The sequence below is a fragment of the Yersinia alsatica genome, assembly GCF_025133195.1.
Classification (GTDB): domain Bacteria; phylum Pseudomonadota; class Gammaproteobacteria; order Enterobacterales; family Enterobacteriaceae; genus Yersinia; species Yersinia alsatica.
This window is the reverse complement of sequence record NZ_CP104006.1, coordinates 526,871-544,050: the sequence shown is the minus strand read 5'-3', so window position 1 is coordinate 544,050 and position 17,180 is coordinate 526,871. Positions and strand designations below refer to the sequence as shown.

Genomic DNA, 17,180 nt, shown 5'->3' with positions numbered 1-17,180 from the left:
GTCACAACGACGTAAAAATAACTATAAGAGACACTTATGCTTCTCTCAAGTTAAGATAATGTTTATTTTTTGTTTAATGTGGGATTTTTAGGTGAGGATATGTATCAGATTGATAATGCGATAAATCTTTTTACTATAAGCAGGTCGATTTACTAGATAAAAACGCTCGCCGATAACCGCAAATAAACTTCATCGTATCGCCATCTGAGCTTAACCCAACTGTCATTAAAAACCGCCAGCATAGCGATGAGATCACTTACTGGTTATCGCCATGACACGCCACCACTTGCCAGTCCATATTCGTCCTTTTGCCATTTCATCGTGGATAACAGTCAGTGGTGATAATACTGAGAGAGGGTATATCCGCCATGCACTTATCTAGACCACCGACCAGTTATCCCACCCGCTATCAACAAATTGCGGCCCAACTAGAGCAGGAGCTACGCGGCGCATATCGCTGTGGCGATTACTTGCCTTCTGAGCAGCAACTGGCTGATCGCTATCAAGTTAACCGCCATACCCTGCGCCGGGCTGTAGATGAATTGGTTGAGCGCGGTTGGTTGCAGCGCCGTCAAGGCATTGGCATTTTGGTACTGATGCGCCCTTATGACTACCCGCTGCATGCCAATGCTCGCTTCAGCCAGAACTTGCTCGACCAAGGAAGTGACCCCACCAGTGAGCGCTTACTAGCAGTTTTACGCCCGTGTATTGAGCATGTCGCAAAAGCGCTATCACTGACTGAAGGAACGACCGTTATCCATTTGCGCACATTACGGCGCGTCAATGGCGTGCCAGTCTGTGTTATCGATCACTACCTGCCCGACCTAAATTGGTGGCCCGCTCTGCAACATTTTAACTCCGGTTCACTGCATCAATTTATCAGCCAGAATTTGCAACAACCGCTGAGCCGTAGTCAGACCCGAATCAGTGCGCGCCGTGCTCAGGCCAAAGAGAGCCGTTTACTGGAAATTGCCACTCATGCCCCACTGCTGTGTGTGCGGACGCTGAATATCTGTGTTGATAGCCAACAGGTGGCGGAGTACTCCGTCAGCCTGACCCGTGCCGACATGATTGAACTGACGATGGAGCACTAGATGGAAAGCGCCTTGACTGCCCGACAGAGCTGGATGTCCGTGTTGGCCCATAGCCAACCGGATGAACTGCTCACCTACTGGCAACCCTTAAATCTTGCACCGTGCTATCAGGTTATCCGCGCGCCGGAGATCGGCTTAAACCAATTGCAGGCCCGCATGGGGGGCACAGGCCGCCGGTTTATTCTCGGCGATATGACCATCACCCGCGCAGTGATCAAGTTGGACGACCACGCAGATGTTTACGGTTACAGCTACATTGTTGGGCGCAATAAGCCCCATGCTGAACTTTGCGCTCTGCTCGATGCGTTGCTGCAACTCTCTACCCTGGGTAGCAAATCGGCGGGGTTAAACGAGTTACTGCTTAATACTGTTATTCACCCGCTGGCCGCCGCACAACAGGAACGGCGGGAGTTACGCGCCCGCGCTATTGCCACCAGCAAGGTTGATTTCTTCACACTGGTGCGGGGAGAAGATTAATGAGTTTATTAAGCCATTTCGACCATCCGGTAGAGGATGCCCAACAGGCCTTTCGGCATATTATCAAGGCATTAAGTGAACCCGGAGTGTTAGTTGCCCTGCCGCATAGCACTGGCTGGCAGCCGCTGAACCCCGCCAGCACCAGTCTCCTGCTGACATTGGCGGACCAGGAAACGCCACTCTATCTGGACCCATTGATCAACAGTGACACTGCACAACAGAATGTGCGTTTCCACACCGGAGCGCCGCTGACAGCCAGCACTAGCAAGGCCTGCTTTGCTCTATTCAGTCCTCAGATAACAGAAAAACAGCTGGCAGACTGCCCGGCAGGCAATGAATTGTCACCGGAGCACTCAGCAACCGTGATTATTCAGGCCGATAGCCTGCACCAAGGCACGCCGCTGCGCCTACGCGGGCCGGGAATTGAACACTATCGCGCCATCGCCCCACTGCTACCCACCGTGGTGCTGAACTATCTGCTCAATCGGCCTGTGGCATTCCCGGCCGGTATCGATTTCCTACTCACCTGTGGTGGGAATTTAATGGCTATCCCACGAACCACCCATGTGGAGGTGTGCTGATGTACGTTGCAGTCAAAGGGGGCGAAAAAGCCATTGCGGCAGCCCATCAATTGCTGGAACACCAGCGGCGCGGTGATCCACAGATCCCGGCGATCGATTGCGAACAGATCGAGCAACAGTTAGGTCTGGCGGTTGATCGGGTGATGACCGAAGGCGGCATCTATGATCGCGAACTGGCGGCATTGGCGATCAAACAAGCCAGTGGTGATCTGGTGGAAGCCATTTTCCTGCTGCGCGCCTATCGTACCACTCTACCTCGCCTGGCTATCAGTCAGCCGCTGGCAACTGAGAATATGCGACTCGAGCGGCGCATTTCAGCGATTTATAAAGACTTACCCGGCGGGCAAGTGCTCGGCCCGACCTACGATTACACCCATCGGTTACTGGATTTCACCTTACTGGCCTCTGGTGATGCTCCACTTGCGCCCAAAGGCAGGGAGGCCGAATTATCACCGCATAACTGTGCTCATGTCTTTGATTTACTGACTCAAGAGCAACTGGCTCAAGCAGAGCTTGATGACGGCACACAACCGGAAGATATCACCCGTAACCCACCAGTTTACCCCTGCAACCGCTCGGCACGGCTGCAACAACTGGTGCGCGGCGATGAAGGTTTTCTGCTCGCGCTGAGTTACTCCACTCAGCGCGGTTATGGCCGCACCCACCCATTCGCTGCCGAAATCCGTACCGGCTATCTCACTATTTCTATTCAGCCAGAAGAGCTGGGATTTGCTATCGATATTGGTGAAATCTTACTGACCGAGTGTGAAATGGTGAATGGTTTTGTCAGCCCGGAATCCGCAGCGCCGCATTTTACTCGCGGCTATGGGCTGGTCTTTGGTCGTGGTGAGCGCAAAGCCATGTCGATGGCGTTAATGGATCGCGCGCTACAGAGCCGTGAATATGACGAAAATGTCACCAGCCCGGCACAGGATGAGGAGTTTGTCTTAGCCCATGCCGATAACGTCGAGGCCGCCGGTTTTGTCTCTCATCTCAAATTGCCCCATTACGTCGATTTTCAAGCCGAATTAGAGCTGCTGAAACGCCTGCGCCGTGAGTATTTGTCACCCTCGATGCCGCCATCCCATGAACAACAGGAGCCACACCATGACTGAGGTTCTCGCCGGTTACAACCTGGGTTATCTGGATGAACAGACCAAAAGAACGCTGCGCCGCGCCCTGCTGAAAGCCGTGGCAATCCCCGGTTATCAGGTGCCGTTTGGTGGGCGAGAGATGCCCATGCCATATGGTTGGGGGACGGGCGGCATCCAGCTAACCGCCTGTCTGATTGGCCGCCATGATGTCTTGAAAGTGATTGACCAAGGGGCTGATGACACCACCAACGCGGTATCGATCCGCCGCTTTTTCCAGCGAGTCAGCGGGGTCGCCACCACGGAAAAAACCACGGATGCCACCTTGATCCAGACCCGACATCGCATCCCCGAGACACCCCTGAGCGAGGATCAAATCCTTATCTATCAAGTGCCGATCCCCGAGCCGCTGCGGTTTATTGAACCGCGCGAAACCGAGACTCGAAAAATGCATGCACTGGAGGAGTATGGCGTGATGCAGGTGAAACTGTATGAAGATATCGCCCGCTACGGCCATATCGCCACCACCTATGCCTACCCGGTGAAAGTTAACGATCGCTATGTGATGGACCCGTCACCGATCCCAAAATTTGATAACCCCAAGATGCATATGATGCCCGCCCTACAACTGTTTGGCGCTGGGCGCGAAAAACGTCTTTATGCCCTGCCGCCTTTTACCAAAGTGGAAAGTCTGGATTTCGACGACCACCCATTTACGGTGCAGCAATGGGATGAACCCTGCGCCCTGTGCGGCTCGCGCCACAGTTATCTTGATGAAGTGGTGATGGATGATAAGGGCAGCCGGATGTTTGTCTGCTCGGATACCGATTTTTGTCAGCAACAACTGGCGCAGGCCGCCGCACAGAATAGTGCGGCACGCGAGGGAAATATCCAATGATTACAGCACCAGCACAACCCATCGCCCATCCGCTGCTATCGGTGGAAAACCTCACCCACCTGTATGCGCCGGGCAAAGGATTTAGCGATGTCTCTTTTCAGCTGTATCCCGGTGAAGTCTTGGGCATTGTCGGCGAATCCGGCTCAGGTAAAACCACACTGCTGAAGGCTATTTCAGCCCGTCTGACCCCGCAACATGGGCATATTATTTACCGCCCTGAAGCACAGCAACCCGTTGATTTATATCAAATGGCTGAAAGCCAGCGCCGCCGTTTGCTGCGCACTGAATGGGGTGTGGTTCATCAGCATCCGCTGGATGGTCTGCGGCCACAGGTTTCGGCCGGGGGCAATATCGGCGAGCGCTTAATGGCTATCGGCCAGCGCCATTATGGCGAAATACGCCAACAAGCAGGCCGCTGGCTAGAAGATGTCGAGATCCCATTATCCCGCCTGGACGACCTGCCCACTACCTTCTCTGGCGGTATGCAGCAGCGGCTCCAAATTGCCCGCAATCTGGTCACCCATCCGAAGCTGGTATTTATGGACGAACCCACTGGTGGGCTGGATGTCTCCGTGCAAGCACGATTACTGGATTTACTGCGCAATCTGGTGGTGGAAATGCAGTTGGCGGTGGTGATTGTTACCCATGACCTCGGCGTCGCCCGTCTACTGGCTAACCGCCTGCTGGTGATGAAGGAGGGCCGAGTGATTGAAAGTGGCCTAACTGACCGGGTACTGGACGACCCACATCATCCTTACACCCAGCTCTTGGTTTCATCGGTGCTGCAAAACTGATTTTTAGCTTTCGACCTTAATCCGCAAGTCGGCTAACGAGAACTCACTATGAACCACCTGCAACTCAGAGTTGAAAATCTCAGTAAAACCTTCGTGCTGCACCACCAGCACGGTATTCGCCTGCCGGTACTGCATCAAACCTCTCTGGAGGTCAGCGGGGGTGAATGTGTGGTGCTGCACGGTCATTCCGGCAGCGGCAAATCCACTCTGCTACGCTCTTTATATGCCAACTATTTACCTGACAGCGGCCATATCTGGGTCAAACATCAGGGGGAGTGGCTGGATATCGTCACCGCCGAAGCCCGACAAATTATGGCGGTGCGCCACCACACTGTGGGCTGGGTCAGTCAGTTCTTACGGGTGATCCCACGGATCAGTGCCCTAAATGTGGTCATGCAACCTTTGCTGGAGCTGGGGGTTGACCGCGACCAGTGCCAGCAGCGCGCTCAGGATCTGTTAACTCGCCTCAATGTTCCGCCACGGCTGTGGGATTTGGCGCCATCGACCTTCTCCGGCGGCGAGCAGCAGCGGGTCAATATCGCCCGTGGTTTTATCGTGGATTATCCCATTTTGCTATTGGATGAACCGACGGCATCATTGGATAGCGCCAATAGCGCGGCGGTGGTCGGCTTGATTGATGAAGCCAAGCAACGCGGGGCTGCTATTGTCGGTATTTTCCATGATGAAAATATACGTAACCGCGTTAGTGACCGCTTACTGGCGATGACGCCACCGCCCTCTTATGTCAGCACGGAGATCCCCGCATGATCCTCAATAACGTGAATCTTATTCTTGAAGATCAGGTGGTCAGCGGATCACTGGAAATCCAACATGGTGTGATCCATAGCTACAGCGATCGCCCGACCCAACTTTCAGCCGCTATTGATGGACAAAATAGCTGGCTATTACCGGGATTGATCGAGCTGCATACCGATAATCTGGACAAGTTTTTTACGCCGCGTCCCAAGGTCGATTGGCCAGCCCATTCAGCAATGAGCAGCCATGATGCCCTGATGGTTGCCTGCGGAATCACCACGGTTTTGGATGCCGTAGCCGTCGGTGATGTGCGCGATGGCGGCCATCGGCTGGATAACCTGCAAAAAATGATCAATGCAGTGGTGGATAGCCAGCGGGCGGGATTGAATCGAGCCGAGCATCGGATTCATTTACGCTGTGAATTACCCCATGACAGCACCCTACCCCTGTTTGAAAAGCTGATGATGCAGCCTGAACTTTCATTGGTGTCGCTGATGGATCACTCACCAGGACAGCGCCAGTTCGCCTCGCGGGAGAAATATCGTGAGTATTATCAGGGTAAATATCACCTTAATGATCAGCAAATGGTGGAATTTGAAGAGGAACAAATCACTCTTTCCGCTCGCTGGTCAGGGCCAAATAGAGCGGCGATTGCCAGTCACTGCCGCCAGCGGGGAATTGCACTCGCCAGCCACGATGATGCTACCGCCGAACATGTGGCGGAGTCCCAAGCGCTGGGCAGTGTAATTGCAGAGTTCCCCACCACTGAAGTGGCAGCCAGAGCCTCACATCAACACGGGTTACAGGTGTTGATGGGCGCGCCAAATATCGTCCGTGGTGGCTCCCACTCCGGCAATGTCGCAGCCCACCAGCTGGCATCGTTGGGGGTATTGGATATTTTATCTTCTGACTATTACCCGGCCAGTCTGTTGGATGCCGCATTTCGTATCGCGCAGGATGAAGCCAACAGTTTCACCTTACCGCAGGCGGTCAATTTGGTCACCCGCAACCCGGCCAAAGCCTTGGGGCTAGAGGATCGCGGCGTGATTGCAGAAGGTAAACGGGCAGATTTGATACTGGCCCGCGCTCATGACGGTTCGCAGAGTAAACATATTTACGTGCAAAACGTCTGGCGTCAGGGAATACAGGTGTTCTGATGGCACGCTTAATCTACCTGATGGGGGCTTCCGGTGCAGGCAAGGATTGCCTGCTGTCTGCTCTGCGGGCGGCCATGCCCGCCAATATGATGGTGGCGCACCGCTATATTACCCGCGCGGCCCATGCCGGTGCTGAAAATCATATTGCGTTAAGTGAGCAGGAATTTTTATTGCGGGCCAAACAGGGGTTATTTGCCCTCTATTGGCAGGCGCATCAGCACCATTATGGGGTCGGCATTGAGATAGATATCTGGCTGCAACATGGGTTGGATGTGGTGGTGAATGGCTCCAGAGCCTATTTACCCCAAGTTGAGCAGCGCTATCACCACCAATTATTGCCACTGTGTTTGACGGTTTCCCCGGCGATTCTGGCGCAGCGCCTACAACAGCGCGGGCGGGAAAACAGCGAGCAAATCAGTGAGCGCTTACTGCGGGCGCAACATTATCAGCAGCAGCTGCCCATCAATTGCCTGCGGCTGTGTAATGATGGTGAGTTACAGCACACACTAGAGCAGTTTCAGCAATTACTGGCAGAGAACATCCCTTTACCCCGATAGATTTCGAGTTGCAGGTAGACGGCAACAAAATGAACTCAATGACTCGAATTAATGATGGGTATAAATAACGAAATGGGGAGTCAAATATGGAACTGACATTACTCGGAACTGGAGGTGCCCAACAGGTGCCAGTGTTTGGTTGTGACTGTGTGGTTTGTGCAACCGCCAGACGACAACCCGCACTACGTCGCCAACCTTGTAGTGCCATGCTGCGTTATCAGGGGGAAACCACATTGATTGATGCGGGGCTACCAACACTGGAAAGTCAGTTTACGGCGGGGCAAATTCAGCGTTTTTTGCTTACACATTACCACATGGATCATGTTCAGGGGTTATTTCCGTTGCGCTGGGGGTGTGGAAATTCCATTCCGGTTTATGGCCCAGCGGACCCAGACGGTTGCGACGATCTGTATAAGCACCCGGGAATACTGGCATTTCAGCCGCCCTTGAGCCCATTTAAACCTATCCTATTTGGCGATTTACGAGTGACTCCAGTGCCCTTAAATCACTCCAAAATCACCTTCGGCTATTTGCTGCAAAGCCCTAATCGGGCCATCGCCTATCTGACGGACACGATTGGGCTACCTGCTGACAGCGCGCTATTTTTGGCCAGTAAAGAGATTGATTTACTGGTGGTCGATTGCAGCCATCCGCCACAATCGCCGCCACCGCGCAACCATAATGACGTCACATTGGCACTCGCCATCAGTGATTTATTGCAGCCAAAAGCAACCTGGCTGACACACATCAGCCACCAGTTGGATGCATGGGCGCGCGACAATACACTCCCGGCCGAGGTGATCATTGCCCGAGATAATCAGACAATATCCTTATTATGATGTGCGCTGCATCTGGGCAGAGGTCAAAATTTTAACGCCCTCTTGTGGCGGGGCAAAAGCCTCATCCAACAGCGCCTGCGCGACATTCTTGGCTTTAATTAAGCGCCATTTATCAGGTAGTAAGGCAAACAGTGGCGCACTGAGACTTTCCATCAGACGTGGGGCTGCGCGCTTGCCTGCCAGCATTGATGGGCGGGCAAATGTCAGTTGCGGCCAACCTTGGATTTGTAAATCCCGCTCAGCTTCACCTTTGGTGCGGTTATAGAATAGCCAAGAGTTGGGGTTAGCGCCCATCGCGCTTACCAACAAGAAATGCCGTGCCCCCAGCCGTAACCCCGTTTCACCGGCTGCCAACACTAGGCGATAATCTACCTGACGAAATGCCGCCTGACTGCCCGCTTGCTTGCGCGTGGTACCCAGGCAACAGAAGACCAAATCCACCGGTTCAACCAAGGTTTTCAGCAACTCGGCGATATTCTCGCCCTGCGGATTAATCAGTTTATTCGAGGCAGGTAATGGCTTACGAGTTGGCGCAATAATGGATGTTACTCTGGCATCCAAACGTAGCAAGCGCAGCAGTTCGCCCCCGACCAAGCCACTCGCTCCCAGCAATAATACCTTTGCCATTTGACCTCCCGATAAAAATGCCCGCGCCACCACAGTATGGAGACAATCATTAAATCAATTGTTACTGATAATACATACCAGAAACACTATGACATAACACCGGAAAACAGCCAGTTATAATCAGAACCAAGAGACTATGCCCAAAGTCATTGGCGTTGCAGGTAGGCGGCAAGCGAGCTACTAATCAATCGGGAACTGATGTGAACAGTATTTACACTGGTTTGCAAACTTACCCCATCAAAAAATGTGGTAAATTCGACGTTCTACTGCAGATCTCATCATATTGAAAAAGGGTTTAAAAATTGCCGATGCCAGAATAATTTCCGATCAATCTCTGAAAGCTCAGCCTCATCACAGATACTTTGCCAATTGTCCTCAATGACTGTTTTCTGTTGCTCAAAAATATCTTTCGCCTCCTGTGCTGTCAGAAGAAAAGCGGGTGCCGCGGCAAGGCAATTGCTCCGTGTACTGAGTCGTTCATTGCCAACAATTAACATTGCCTGGGATGCCTCATTTCCGCTCCGGCCTTGCGGACAAATATCATAAGCGGGTGTAAGTACCAGGCTATTCCCATCCCAAAATGCTGCATGGTTTCTAGCATGATCATCTGTATTTCCGCATAACACATTGAAACACAAGCGAGAAAATAATTCTTTAAGTGTCTCCTTAGGATGCTGAAAGCGTGTACGGATGATCTCTGCCAGTACTTCGTAACTGGCATATCTCGCAAACATGTCATCTAGCTCAAACAAGGTAAGCGCTGATACCATCAACCTGCGCGTCCATCCCTGCTGGGTATAGTCTCTGTCAAATCGTTTAATGAGGAGTACATCCTTTCCTGCCGCTTTGAGTAATCGAACCGGGGCAACATTCAACCCGGCCAATGCAGCCAATCGCATGGCGATATACTCAGCCTTCACGACACTGTAGAGGTCTGAACTAGCTGAAAATTTTGCTATATACTTCTCACCATATTCTTCAATTAGAGCCTTCGGGCGAGCCCCACCAATTGAACTCCCATGATAAAGAGCTTGGTCAAGTTCAGGAGTGAGTGGTATGCCATTTTCAACACGTTCTACAGAATTCATTAACTCTTCGATAGAGACATTATTCGCCGAGCGGGGTTCATAAACTGTGGGAGAACGCTGATAATCCAGAGCACCGATCCGGTCAGAACCCGACTCAAGAAGATAAGTCAGCTCGTCAAAAATTGCCGTATCCATATCCGCGGCTTTCTTTCCGAGCTTGCGGTTGATAATAACTCTGCGCCCCCACGCATCGGGAGCACTATCCCGGAGGCATCCCGGCATACTCAGACTTGGCAAAAGAGGAAGTATTCCTGCCTTTAAGGGTAATTCAGGTTCATAGATAGGAATTGCACGAGGTTCATCGTTTATGCGTTCCAGGTAGCTTTTACCATAGTTAAAAACGATGCTTTTCCCCTCTAAACTGAGTAACCCTGCAACGATAGGTTTAGTTTCACCAGGCAACCAAATCCATGCGTAAGCTTCTTTATATTCACTGTCAGAAGTCATCATTCACTTTCCTTGTTATTTTCCTTGAACGACGCGGAAGAAGGCTAAGCTTTTCTTCAATTCGTTTGCGGTGAATAATCATCGTACTCATATCTGCTTCTTCCTCAAACAAACTAACACCTACTATCTTAGCCACTTCAAATACAACACCAATTCCGCAGCGAGGATCTGCTTTCTCAATCCGCTGTAGTAAGCTTCTGGAAATACCTGCTCGCTCGGCGACTTCCTCAGCTGTCAGTTTTTTCTCCAGTCTGGCGGCCCGAACAGAGGTTGCAAGCAGCTGCAGTGCTTCCTCGGTATATCTTGAATAGGTTCTTACAATAGATTTCGGCATAAGCCCAGCCTTAATGATTCATATGTAAAACGTTAACTACCATTACGATTCATATATAAGTCAAATTAATATGATTATATTTTCACTTAAAACTTAATAATGACTCACATACGAATCATTATAGTCTCTTACGAGCTATATATAACTCAAAAAAAGCAATAAATACTCAATATAGACTGCAATGGTCTAATAATGCCTCAAGGGATAGCTTTATTGTCTGTTATTTGAGCGATATCTGCGGCAAACTCACAAAAGCCAGGCCCATAAATGGGCCAAATAATGAGAACAATTAACACTGCTGCAATCTCAAGGACGAGGGGCATTCCAGTGCAATTTCTTGCCAAAACCGAGGGTATTATTGGTCATCTTGATTTCCAGCAGCGTCAGCTGCCAGAGAGGGGCGGAAGCTATTTTTGCGACGGGGAAGCGGCGGCAATAGCGTTGGCGGGCAGCCTGCTCAGCCTCGCCCTGTAATGGCGTTATTTCACCGCGATATTGAATGCCTTTTATCAAGGCCACGGTGCGCGGCGCGGTGGCGATAGTGCCGACAACCTGCGGGTTAATCTGCATCAGTTCGCCGTGACGGGTATGCTTTTCTGTCATCAGATAAAGCGCCATTGGTGCTTCATCAAACACATAAAAACAGTTGGCACACCACATATCCATACCGCTGCCAGCGCACAGCGTCAGCACATGTTGCCGGCGCAGGAAGCGGGTAATGATCGACAGGTCATCAGGATTATTCACGTCACTCATTATTGACATCACTCACTGGCTGAAAAACAGCCCTGAGTGTACATCACCTTTGCCTTTCTACTAACTCTGCCACAACAGACGATCACGGGATGTCAGGGTCTCTGGCGGTAAAGTAGCGAGAGCTGCCTGATAACGTGGGGCATCTTTGGGGTAACCTCTGGCCGCCTGTAATAACAGCCGCAATGCGCTGTCATAATCGATGCCGCGTAAATCACGGTAGGGCCACAATTCAGGTTCAGCAATAAATGGCAGTAGATAGTCGATTCCCTGCTGCACATTACGGCCATCCTGCACCCACTCCCAGCGATCAATTTCGACATGTTCGCCGTAGCGACACAGCAGTAAATGCGCCTCCAGATTGAACAGGGAGTAGTGGAACGGCACGGTTCGCTCCAGCTCCATCCATTGCTTGCCATCTTGTGCAATTTGCGCAGCCAGCCGCTGCGTTATTCCTTGCCTAATAATGGTAGAGACCAGCCCGCGATCACCATAAAACATGGCATTAGCTGCGCGCTGTACGTCATACCAAGTGCCGTGATTGTTGTGCCAGACATATTCCGAGTGGCCCACTTCACTGTGGAACATCCAGTGGTTAAAGTCGCGGAACCATTGCTGCAAGACCGCCGTATCCTCGGTATCCAGCAACTTGGCGGGCAATATCAAACCGATAGTATCAATCACCATCCACATCAACCGGGTATCAATCAGCCCGGTGCCTCGCCCAGAGACAATACCGGGAATGGCCTGACCATAATTCAGATGCGGATTCATGCGGGTTTTGGCATCTAAAAACCAGCAACGAATCTGTTCTGCTGCCACCTGCGCATAGCGGCTGTTGCCGGTAAAATAGTAGGCCAGCCCCAGTGTCAGGCAGCGGTCACACATGCGCTCAATGCGCTGGGTATCAGTATCGTCATTTTGGCTTTGCGGATTAGTATGACCATCACGCCGCACATAAGGTAGTCCATCGGGCTTGCGCGGATTCGGCCACCAGTAAGTCCCAAAACTGTAGTAATCGTGAACATCACCACTCACCGGCAGCAGTGTTTTGTGCGTCACACTCTCCGGCGGCTGGTCCCGTAGAGCATCGGCTTCACTTAATAACCGGCGTAACGCCGGCTGTAAAGGTGAAAATGGCTGCTGCAATACCGCCTTGGCCTTAATTAAACAGTCCGTATCCAAGGTGTACAATTTCATCGGTGTCGCAGCGGTTTTTATTGGCGTCATGGGATTGCTTCCTTATGCAGCCTGGCAGGCAACCCGCACGCCGGTGTCAGCATCAAAAATGTGGATACCGGCAAGCTTAGGTTGCAAATAGACCGTTTCCCCTGCATTCACCGCCAGGCGCTGTTTAAACACCGAGGTAAAACGCCCGCCGCCGGTGCTGCAAAACAGCTGCATATCCGAGCCCGTATTTTCAATCGCCGTAATGGTGGCTTTGAGCGCGCTGGCGCTGTGAGTCTCATCCACCACATTGACCTGCTCTGGACGAATGGCGTACACCACGTTTTGCCCTTCGGTCACTTGCAAACCCACAGGCAGTGTCAGTAAGGAGCCATCTTCTAGCCGCAGCAGGAACTCTGCCCCCTGTTGCACCACTGTCCCTTTCAACTGATTGATCTCGGGTGATCCGATAAAACCCGCCACAAACAGATTGGCCGGACGATCATAAAGATCTAATGGCGTGCCGACTTGCTCAATCCGCCCTTCACGCAGCACCACGATCATCTGCCCCATGGTCATCGCTTCTATCTGATCATGGGTCACATAGACCGAGGTTGTTTTCAGCCGCTGGTGCAATTCGCGGATCTCACCACGCACCTGAGTACGCAATTTGGCATCCAGATTCGACAAAGGCTCATCGAACAAAAATACCTGTGGATTACGCACAATTGCCCGCCCCATTGCGACACGTTGGCGCTGTCCGCCAGATAAATCTTTTGGTAGCCGCTCCAACAATGCCTGCAAGCCCAATAACTCTGCCGTAGTTTCGACTTTTTTACTGATGTCGGCTTTAGACATTTTGGCCATTTTCAGCGCAAAACCCATGTTCTCACGCACTGTCATCTGCGGATAAAGGGCATAGCTTTGGAACACCATGGCGATGTCACGCATCTTAGGTTCGACGTCAGTGACATCTTTATCATTGATACCCACCGTGCCGCCGGAGATCTCCTCCAGCCCGGCAATCATGCGCAATAAGGTGGATTTTCCGCAGCCACTTGGACCAACCAACACGCAGAACTCACCATCAGGAATTTCCAGCGATACATCGCGGATCACATGGGTGTCACCGTAAGATTTACAGACATTTTTAAGTACAACCGATCCCATTTTGTTTCTCCCTAGCCTTTAACCGCGCCAGACATGATCCCGCGATTGAAATGTTTTTGCAGACCCAGATACACGATGATGCTTGGCAACATCGCCAACAGAGTGATGGCAATAAAGATATTTGGTGTGATGCTCTCGTCAGTACGTAAGGTGCCGAGGATCACCGGAATGGTATTCAGACTGTCCTGGTTCACCACAATCAGTGGTAACAGGTATTGGTCCCAAATCATGATAAAGCCGAAGGTCACCACCGTGCCCAATGCCGGTTTAACCAGTGGCAGGATGACATGGAAGAAGATTTGCCATTCACTGGCACCATCAATACGTGCCGCCTCTTCCAGCTCTTTCGGGATGGCCGCCATAAACTCGGTCAGAACAAAGATAGAGAAAGCCCAGCCGACAACCGGCAAGATCATGCCCAGATAGCTGTTGTACAGCGAAGCATCGATCACCGGCAGTCGCCAGTTGATGATCATATAGAGAGGAATGGCGATCACTTCTTCCGGCAGCATCATGGTTGAGAGAATGATCAAGCTGGTCAGAGAAACCCCGACAAACTTTTTACGTGCCAGGGCATAAGCCGCCAACGCACTGACTGACACCTGCAAAACCGTGCCGAAGAACACCACGACGATGGAGTTCAGCAGGTATTGCCAGACGCCGATATCCATCCAGGCAAAGATAAAGTTCTCCCACGAGAACTGATTTGGCCAGGCCAGCAGCTCACCGGGTTTTACTGGCGCACCACTGAAGGCGGTGGCGATAATGCCCCAATACGGGCCAACAAAGACCACCAGCAGCAGACCATAAATAATCCAGCGGCCGATACTGTTCCAAGTTTTACTTTTCATTACCAGTCTCCGGCTCAGGTTAGTAACGGGCGATGCGCTTTTTCAATGTGAGATGACAAATCGTCAATACCACAGTGAAGGCGAATAACAGGAAGGACACCGCGGATGCATAGCCATAATCAAACTGCTCAAAGCCCAGTTTGTAGATATGGGTCATGATCATTTCCGTCGCATTAGATGGGCCGCCGCCAGTGGTGGCATAAACTTCAGCGAACACACGGAAACCACGAATAAACGACAGCATCAGCACCACAGAAAGCGCGGGAATCATGCCCGGCAACGTGACGTAGCGCAGGCGATTCCACCAGTTGGCACCATCAACATTCGAGGCGTCATATAAATCGCGGTTAATACCCGCTAACCCAGCAATAAAGATAACCATGTTGTAAGGCACGGCTTTCCAGATATGCAGCATCATCACTGTCCACAGCGCCTGATCGGTATCTGCCAGAAAACCCTGCGCTTCAATGCTGAACCACGACAAGATGTGGTTCACTACGCCGTTACTGGTTGGGTTAAATAGAATCCGCCACATTTCGGCGACGATCGCCGCACTGGTTACCGCTGGCAAGAAGATAGCAGTACGGATAAAACGCAGATGCCGAGCCGGTCCTTCCAATAGCATGGCTAAGAAGAAGGAGATAAAGGCGGCCACCACCATGGTGACCACCACATATAACAGCGTGTTGAAGACGGCAGAATGCAGTGCTTCATCACCCATAGCGCGGGAAAAGTTATCAAACCCGACCCACTCATTTGGCTGGTTAAAGTTAACCTTGTAAAAACTCATCACCAGCCCTTGCAGCATCGGGATGAATTTAAACCAGGTGAAGATGACCAGTGCCGGGGCCAGGAACAGCCACGGGACCAGATTACGTTTTAGTCGGGGGGTTAGCGTTATCATGATTTACTCACTGCCCTAAGACATTCTGTTTAGCCAACTCATCATTAACTTTCTGATTCACTGCTTTTAATTCAGCAGGGATATCACTGGCACAGTTGGCTAAGATGCGGTTGAAACCTTCAGACGTCACTTGGCGAATCGGCGTCCAGTTAGGCACTTGCGGGATATAGCGGCCATGTTCGGCGTACAAATCAGCAAACATTGCCCAGCGCGGGTCGTTGTAAACCGCTTTGGTATCAACCAGTTTATTAATCGACAACCGCACTACCGGCATATTGTTGCTCCCCATTCCCATGCCGATTTGCTGCCCTTCAGGTGAAATCATGAATTCGATGAATTTCTGAGCGGCTTCTTTTTGCTTGCTGCTCTTCATCATAAACACCGTGGTGCCTTCAGCCAGTGTTGCCTGCCCTTTTGGCCCTGCTGGTGGCGGGATCACTTCGAAAGCCTCTTTACCGGGGTCTTTATCAAATAAAGCAATGTGATATGGGCCGGAGAAGAACATGCCGCTTTGGCCAGATCGGAATGAAGGGATGGCATCTGCCGTCGTGGCGTTAATCGCCCCCGGCTGGACGGTTTTGTCACACACCATGCCACGCATGAAACTCAAGGTTTCAGCCGCTGCTGGCTCTTCCAGAGAACCTTTAAACTTGCCCTCACCGGCTGGGCGAATAAAATCACCGCCTGCTTGCCAGAGATAAGAGCTGATAAACCAGCTGGCATAACCGCGAGTGGTTGACGCTGGCAGAATAAAGCCGTAGGTGTCGTTTTTGCCATTGCCATCGGGGTCATTAAAAGTAAATGCTTTTGCTAACGTACTGATGTCTTGCCAGTTTTTCGGTTGCTCTAACCCCAGTTTTTCCCGCCAGTCTTTGCGTATAAACAAAGCGAAAGTTTGTGCTGAAGTGGGCACACCATAATATTTGCCATCAATATATTGGGCACTCTTCCAAGCGGTATCGAAGATATTCTCTCCGCCAATGATATTTTTCGGCTCTATCGGTTCAACAATGCCCAGTTGCACAAACTGCCCAATTGCCACGGCATCATTGAAAATCAAATCTGGCAGCGCGTTACCCGCAGCAGCTCGCGCCAGACGCTGTTCAAAATCGGTTGTGGCATTGAAATATTCAATCTTAATGCCGGTTTTCTTCTCAAACGTCTCGGCTTCAGTTTTATAAATATTCTTGGAATCATTACTAGCACGGATCCACACTTGCAAGGTTTCTGCTGCGTGAAGAGAAGGAATACCCATGGCTAAATAAGTTAATAACAGCAAAGATTTTATTTTTACTTTTGACATTATCATTTTTGTCTTCATCTTAGCGTCCTCGTTGATATCTAATTTTTTTGAATTTACCCAGAAGTTTAAATAACAGAATAAAATCACGAAACACTCGATAACATTAGAACCCAGAGAAAAACAAAAAACTACACCATAAAAAATAAAACTTAATTCCATTTATAAATTTCTGCTTAAGATCACATTTGTAAAATGACATAAAAATCAATAAAAACAGAATTAATCATATAAAACAGCGAATTAAAATCTTCATTTTAAGAACTAAAAAAATCACATAATTATTTAAATTGGC

19 protein-coding genes are annotated in these 17,180 nt (G+C 50.8%); 10 read left to right on the top strand and 9 right to left on the bottom strand.

Annotation, left to right across the window (positions count from 1 at the left end; genetic code table 11):
* Nucleotides 1-368: 368 nt before the first annotated feature.
* The 10 genes from phnF (at nucleotide 369) to phnP (ending at nucleotide 8,244) form a co-directional block, all read left to right on the top strand.
* A complete protein-coding gene (phnF, locus tag N0H69_RS02495; protein ID WP_050110280.1) occupies nucleotides 369-1,094 on the top strand; it encodes a phosphonate metabolism transcriptional regulator PhnF in 726 nt (241 codons plus the stop codon).
* The gene (gene phnG, locus N0H69_RS02490) at nucleotides 1,095-1,571 is read left to right on the top strand and encodes a phosphonate C-P lyase system protein PhnG (RefSeq protein WP_050152071.1); all 477 of its coding nucleotides are present in this window, start codon (nucleotides 1,095-1,097) and stop codon (nucleotides 1,569-1,571) included. It abuts the gene before it with no gap.
* Nucleotides 1,571-2,152 (top strand): phosphonate C-P lyase system protein PhnH, encoded by a 582-nt coding sequence (gene phnH, locus N0H69_RS02485; protein ID WP_050152070.1) that lies wholly within the window; start codon nucleotides 1,571-1,573, stop codon nucleotides 2,150-2,152. Before phnG ends, phnH begins: the two co-directional genes overlap by 1 nt.
* Nucleotides 2,152-3,267, top strand: coding sequence for a carbon-phosphorus lyase complex subunit (locus tag N0H69_RS02480; protein ID WP_050152069.1), 1,116 nt, complete (start codon nucleotides 2,152-2,154; stop codon nucleotides 3,265-3,267). Before phnH ends, N0H69_RS02480 begins: the two co-directional genes overlap by 1 nt.
* Entirely contained in the window at nucleotides 3,260-4,141 is an 882-nt protein-coding gene (locus tag N0H69_RS02475; protein WP_050121710.1) for an alpha-D-ribose 1-methylphosphonate 5-phosphate C-P-lyase PhnJ, read from the top strand. Before N0H69_RS02480 ends, N0H69_RS02475 begins: the two co-directional genes overlap by 8 nt.
* Nucleotides 4,138-4,935: a phosphonate C-P lyase system protein PhnK gene (gene phnK, locus N0H69_RS02470; protein ID WP_050135594.1), complete on the top strand. Its 798-nt coding sequence runs from the start codon at nucleotides 4,138-4,140 to the stop codon at nucleotides 4,933-4,935. The genes N0H69_RS02475 and phnK overlap by 4 nt, the downstream gene beginning before the upstream one ends.
* A gap of 48 nt (nucleotides 4,936-4,983) precedes the next feature.
* Nucleotides 4,984-5,703, top strand: a complete 720-nt coding sequence (phnL, locus tag N0H69_RS02465) for a phosphonate C-P lyase system protein PhnL (RefSeq protein WP_050152068.1) — start codon at nucleotides 4,984-4,986, stop codon at nucleotides 5,701-5,703.
* Nucleotides 5,700-6,848 (top strand): alpha-D-ribose 1-methylphosphonate 5-triphosphate diphosphatase, encoded by a 1,149-nt coding sequence (phnM, locus tag N0H69_RS02460; RefSeq protein WP_050152067.1) that lies wholly within the window; start codon nucleotides 5,700-5,702, stop codon nucleotides 6,846-6,848. Before phnL ends, phnM begins: the two co-directional genes overlap by 4 nt.
* A complete protein-coding gene (gene phnN / locus N0H69_RS02455; RefSeq protein ID WP_050152066.1) occupies nucleotides 6,848-7,405 on the top strand; it encodes a ribose 1,5-bisphosphokinase in 558 nt (185 codons plus the stop codon). The genes phnM and phnN overlap by 1 nt, the downstream gene beginning before the upstream one ends.
* Nucleotides 7,406-7,491: 86 nt before the next feature.
* Nucleotides 7,492-8,244: a phosphonate metabolism protein PhnP gene (gene phnP / locus N0H69_RS02450; RefSeq protein WP_050135600.1), complete on the top strand. Its 753-nt coding sequence runs from the start codon at nucleotides 7,492-7,494 to the stop codon at nucleotides 8,242-8,244.
* Here the strand turns inward: phnP and N0H69_RS02445 are convergent.
* From N0H69_RS02445 to N0H69_RS02405, 9 genes are all read right to left on the bottom strand, one after another.
* Nucleotides 8,239-8,871: a Rossmann-fold NAD(P)-binding domain-containing protein gene (locus N0H69_RS02445; RefSeq protein WP_050152065.1), complete on the bottom strand. Its 633-nt coding sequence runs from the start codon at nucleotides 8,869-8,871 to the stop codon at nucleotides 8,239-8,241. The two genes, phnP and N0H69_RS02445, sit on opposite strands and share 6 nt — an antisense overlap.
* A gap of 278 nt (nucleotides 8,872-9,149) precedes the next feature.
* Nucleotides 9,150-10,409 carry a type II toxin-antitoxin system HipA family toxin gene (locus N0H69_RS02440; RefSeq protein ID WP_311196364.1) on the bottom strand — a complete coding sequence of 420 codons (1,260 nt, stop codon included), beginning with the start codon at nucleotides 10,407-10,409 and terminating at the stop codon, nucleotides 9,150-9,152.
* Nucleotides 10,396-10,740 carry a helix-turn-helix transcriptional regulator gene (locus N0H69_RS02435; protein WP_050110290.1) on the bottom strand — a complete coding sequence of 115 codons (345 nt, stop codon included), beginning with the start codon at nucleotides 10,738-10,740 and terminating at the stop codon, nucleotides 10,396-10,398. Before N0H69_RS02435 ends, N0H69_RS02440 begins: the two co-directional genes overlap by 14 nt.
* Before the next feature lie 306 nt (nucleotides 10,741-11,046).
* Nucleotides 11,047-11,496, bottom strand: coding sequence for a YhbP family protein (locus N0H69_RS02430; RefSeq protein WP_050152064.1), 450 nt, complete (start codon nucleotides 11,494-11,496; stop codon nucleotides 11,047-11,049).
* Nucleotides 11,497-11,556: 60 nt separating this feature from the next.
* Nucleotides 11,557-12,723 carry an alginate lyase family protein gene (locus N0H69_RS02425; protein ID WP_050110292.1) on the bottom strand — a complete coding sequence of 389 codons (1,167 nt, stop codon included), beginning with the start codon at nucleotides 12,721-12,723 and terminating at the stop codon, nucleotides 11,557-11,559.
* Between the two features lie 12 nt (nucleotides 12,724-12,735).
* Entirely contained in the window at nucleotides 12,736-13,830 is a 1,095-nt protein-coding gene (locus N0H69_RS02420) for an ABC transporter ATP-binding protein (protein ID WP_050121723.1), read from the bottom strand.
* A gap of 11 nt (nucleotides 13,831-13,841) precedes the next feature.
* Nucleotides 13,842-14,681, bottom strand: a complete 840-nt coding sequence (locus N0H69_RS02415; RefSeq protein ID WP_050110294.1) for a carbohydrate ABC transporter permease — start codon at nucleotides 14,679-14,681, stop codon at nucleotides 13,842-13,844.
* A gap of 19 nt (nucleotides 14,682-14,700) precedes the next feature.
* A complete protein-coding gene (locus N0H69_RS02410) occupies nucleotides 14,701-15,585 on the bottom strand; it encodes a carbohydrate ABC transporter permease (RefSeq protein WP_050110295.1) in 885 nt (294 codons plus the stop codon).
* Nucleotides 15,586-15,592: 7 nt separating this feature from the next.
* Nucleotides 15,593-16,906: an ABC transporter substrate-binding protein gene (locus tag N0H69_RS02405; protein WP_050135659.1), complete on the bottom strand. Its 1,314-nt coding sequence runs from the start codon at nucleotides 16,904-16,906 to the stop codon at nucleotides 15,593-15,595.
* Nucleotides 16,907-17,180: the final 274 nt, after the last annotated feature.

Excerpts from the sequence above, each read along its gene's own strand:
- N0H69_RS02425 (WP_050110292.1), bottom strand. The coding sequence starts at position 12,723 with ATGACGCCAATAAAAACCGCTGCGACACCGATGAAATTGTACACCTTG.
- phnF (WP_050110280.1), top strand. The coding sequence starts at position 369 with ATGCACTTATCTAGACCACCGACCAGTTATCCCACCCGCTATCAACAA.
- phnN (WP_050152066.1), top strand. The coding sequence starts at position 6,848 with ATGGCACGCTTAATCTACCTGATGGGGGCTTCCGGTGCAGGCAAGGAT.
- phnM (WP_050152067.1), top strand. The coding sequence starts at position 5,700 with ATGATCCTCAATAACGTGAATCTTATTCTTGAAGATCAGGTGGTCAGC.
- phnH (WP_050152070.1), top strand. The coding sequence starts at position 1,571 with ATGAGTTTATTAAGCCATTTCGACCATCCGGTAGAGGATGCCCAACAG.
- N0H69_RS02445 (WP_050152065.1), bottom strand. The coding sequence starts at position 8,871 with ATGGCAAAGGTATTATTGCTGGGAGCGAGTGGCTTGGTCGGGGGCGAA.
- N0H69_RS02480 (WP_050152069.1), top strand. The coding sequence starts at position 2,152 with ATGTACGTTGCAGTCAAAGGGGGCGAAAAAGCCATTGCGGCAGCCCAT.
- N0H69_RS02410 (WP_050110295.1), bottom strand. The coding sequence starts at position 15,585 with ATGATAACGCTAACCCCCCGACTAAAACGTAATCTGGTCCCGTGGCTG.
- N0H69_RS02415 (WP_050110294.1), bottom strand. The coding sequence starts at position 14,681 with ATGAAAAGTAAAACTTGGAACAGTATCGGCCGCTGGATTATTTATGGT.
- N0H69_RS02420 (WP_050121723.1), bottom strand. The coding sequence starts at position 13,830 with ATGGGATCGGTTGTACTTAAAAATGTCTGTAAATCTTACGGTGACACC.
- phnG (WP_050152071.1), top strand. The coding sequence starts at position 1,095 with ATGGAAAGCGCCTTGACTGCCCGACAGAGCTGGATGTCCGTGTTGGCC.
- phnK (WP_050135594.1), top strand. The coding sequence starts at position 4,138 with ATGATTACAGCACCAGCACAACCCATCGCCCATCCGCTGCTATCGGTG.
- N0H69_RS02475 (WP_050121710.1), top strand. The coding sequence starts at position 3,260 with ATGACTGAGGTTCTCGCCGGTTACAACCTGGGTTATCTGGATGAACAG.
- N0H69_RS02440 (WP_311196364.1), bottom strand. The coding sequence starts at position 10,409 with ATGATGACTTCTGACAGTGAATATAAAGAAGCTTACGCATGGATTTGG.
- N0H69_RS02435 (WP_050110290.1), bottom strand. The coding sequence starts at position 10,740 with ATGCCGAAATCTATTGTAAGAACCTATTCAAGATATACCGAGGAAGCA.
- phnP (WP_050135600.1), top strand. The coding sequence starts at position 7,492 with ATGGAACTGACATTACTCGGAACTGGAGGTGCCCAACAGGTGCCAGTG.
- N0H69_RS02430 (WP_050152064.1), bottom strand. The coding sequence starts at position 11,496 with ATGAGTGACGTGAATAATCCTGATGACCTGTCGATCATTACCCGCTTC.
- phnL (WP_050152068.1), top strand. The coding sequence starts at position 4,984 with ATGAACCACCTGCAACTCAGAGTTGAAAATCTCAGTAAAACCTTCGTG.
- N0H69_RS02405 (WP_050135659.1), bottom strand. The coding sequence starts at position 16,906 with ATGAAGACAAAAATGATAATGTCAAAAGTAAAAATAAAATCTTTGCTG.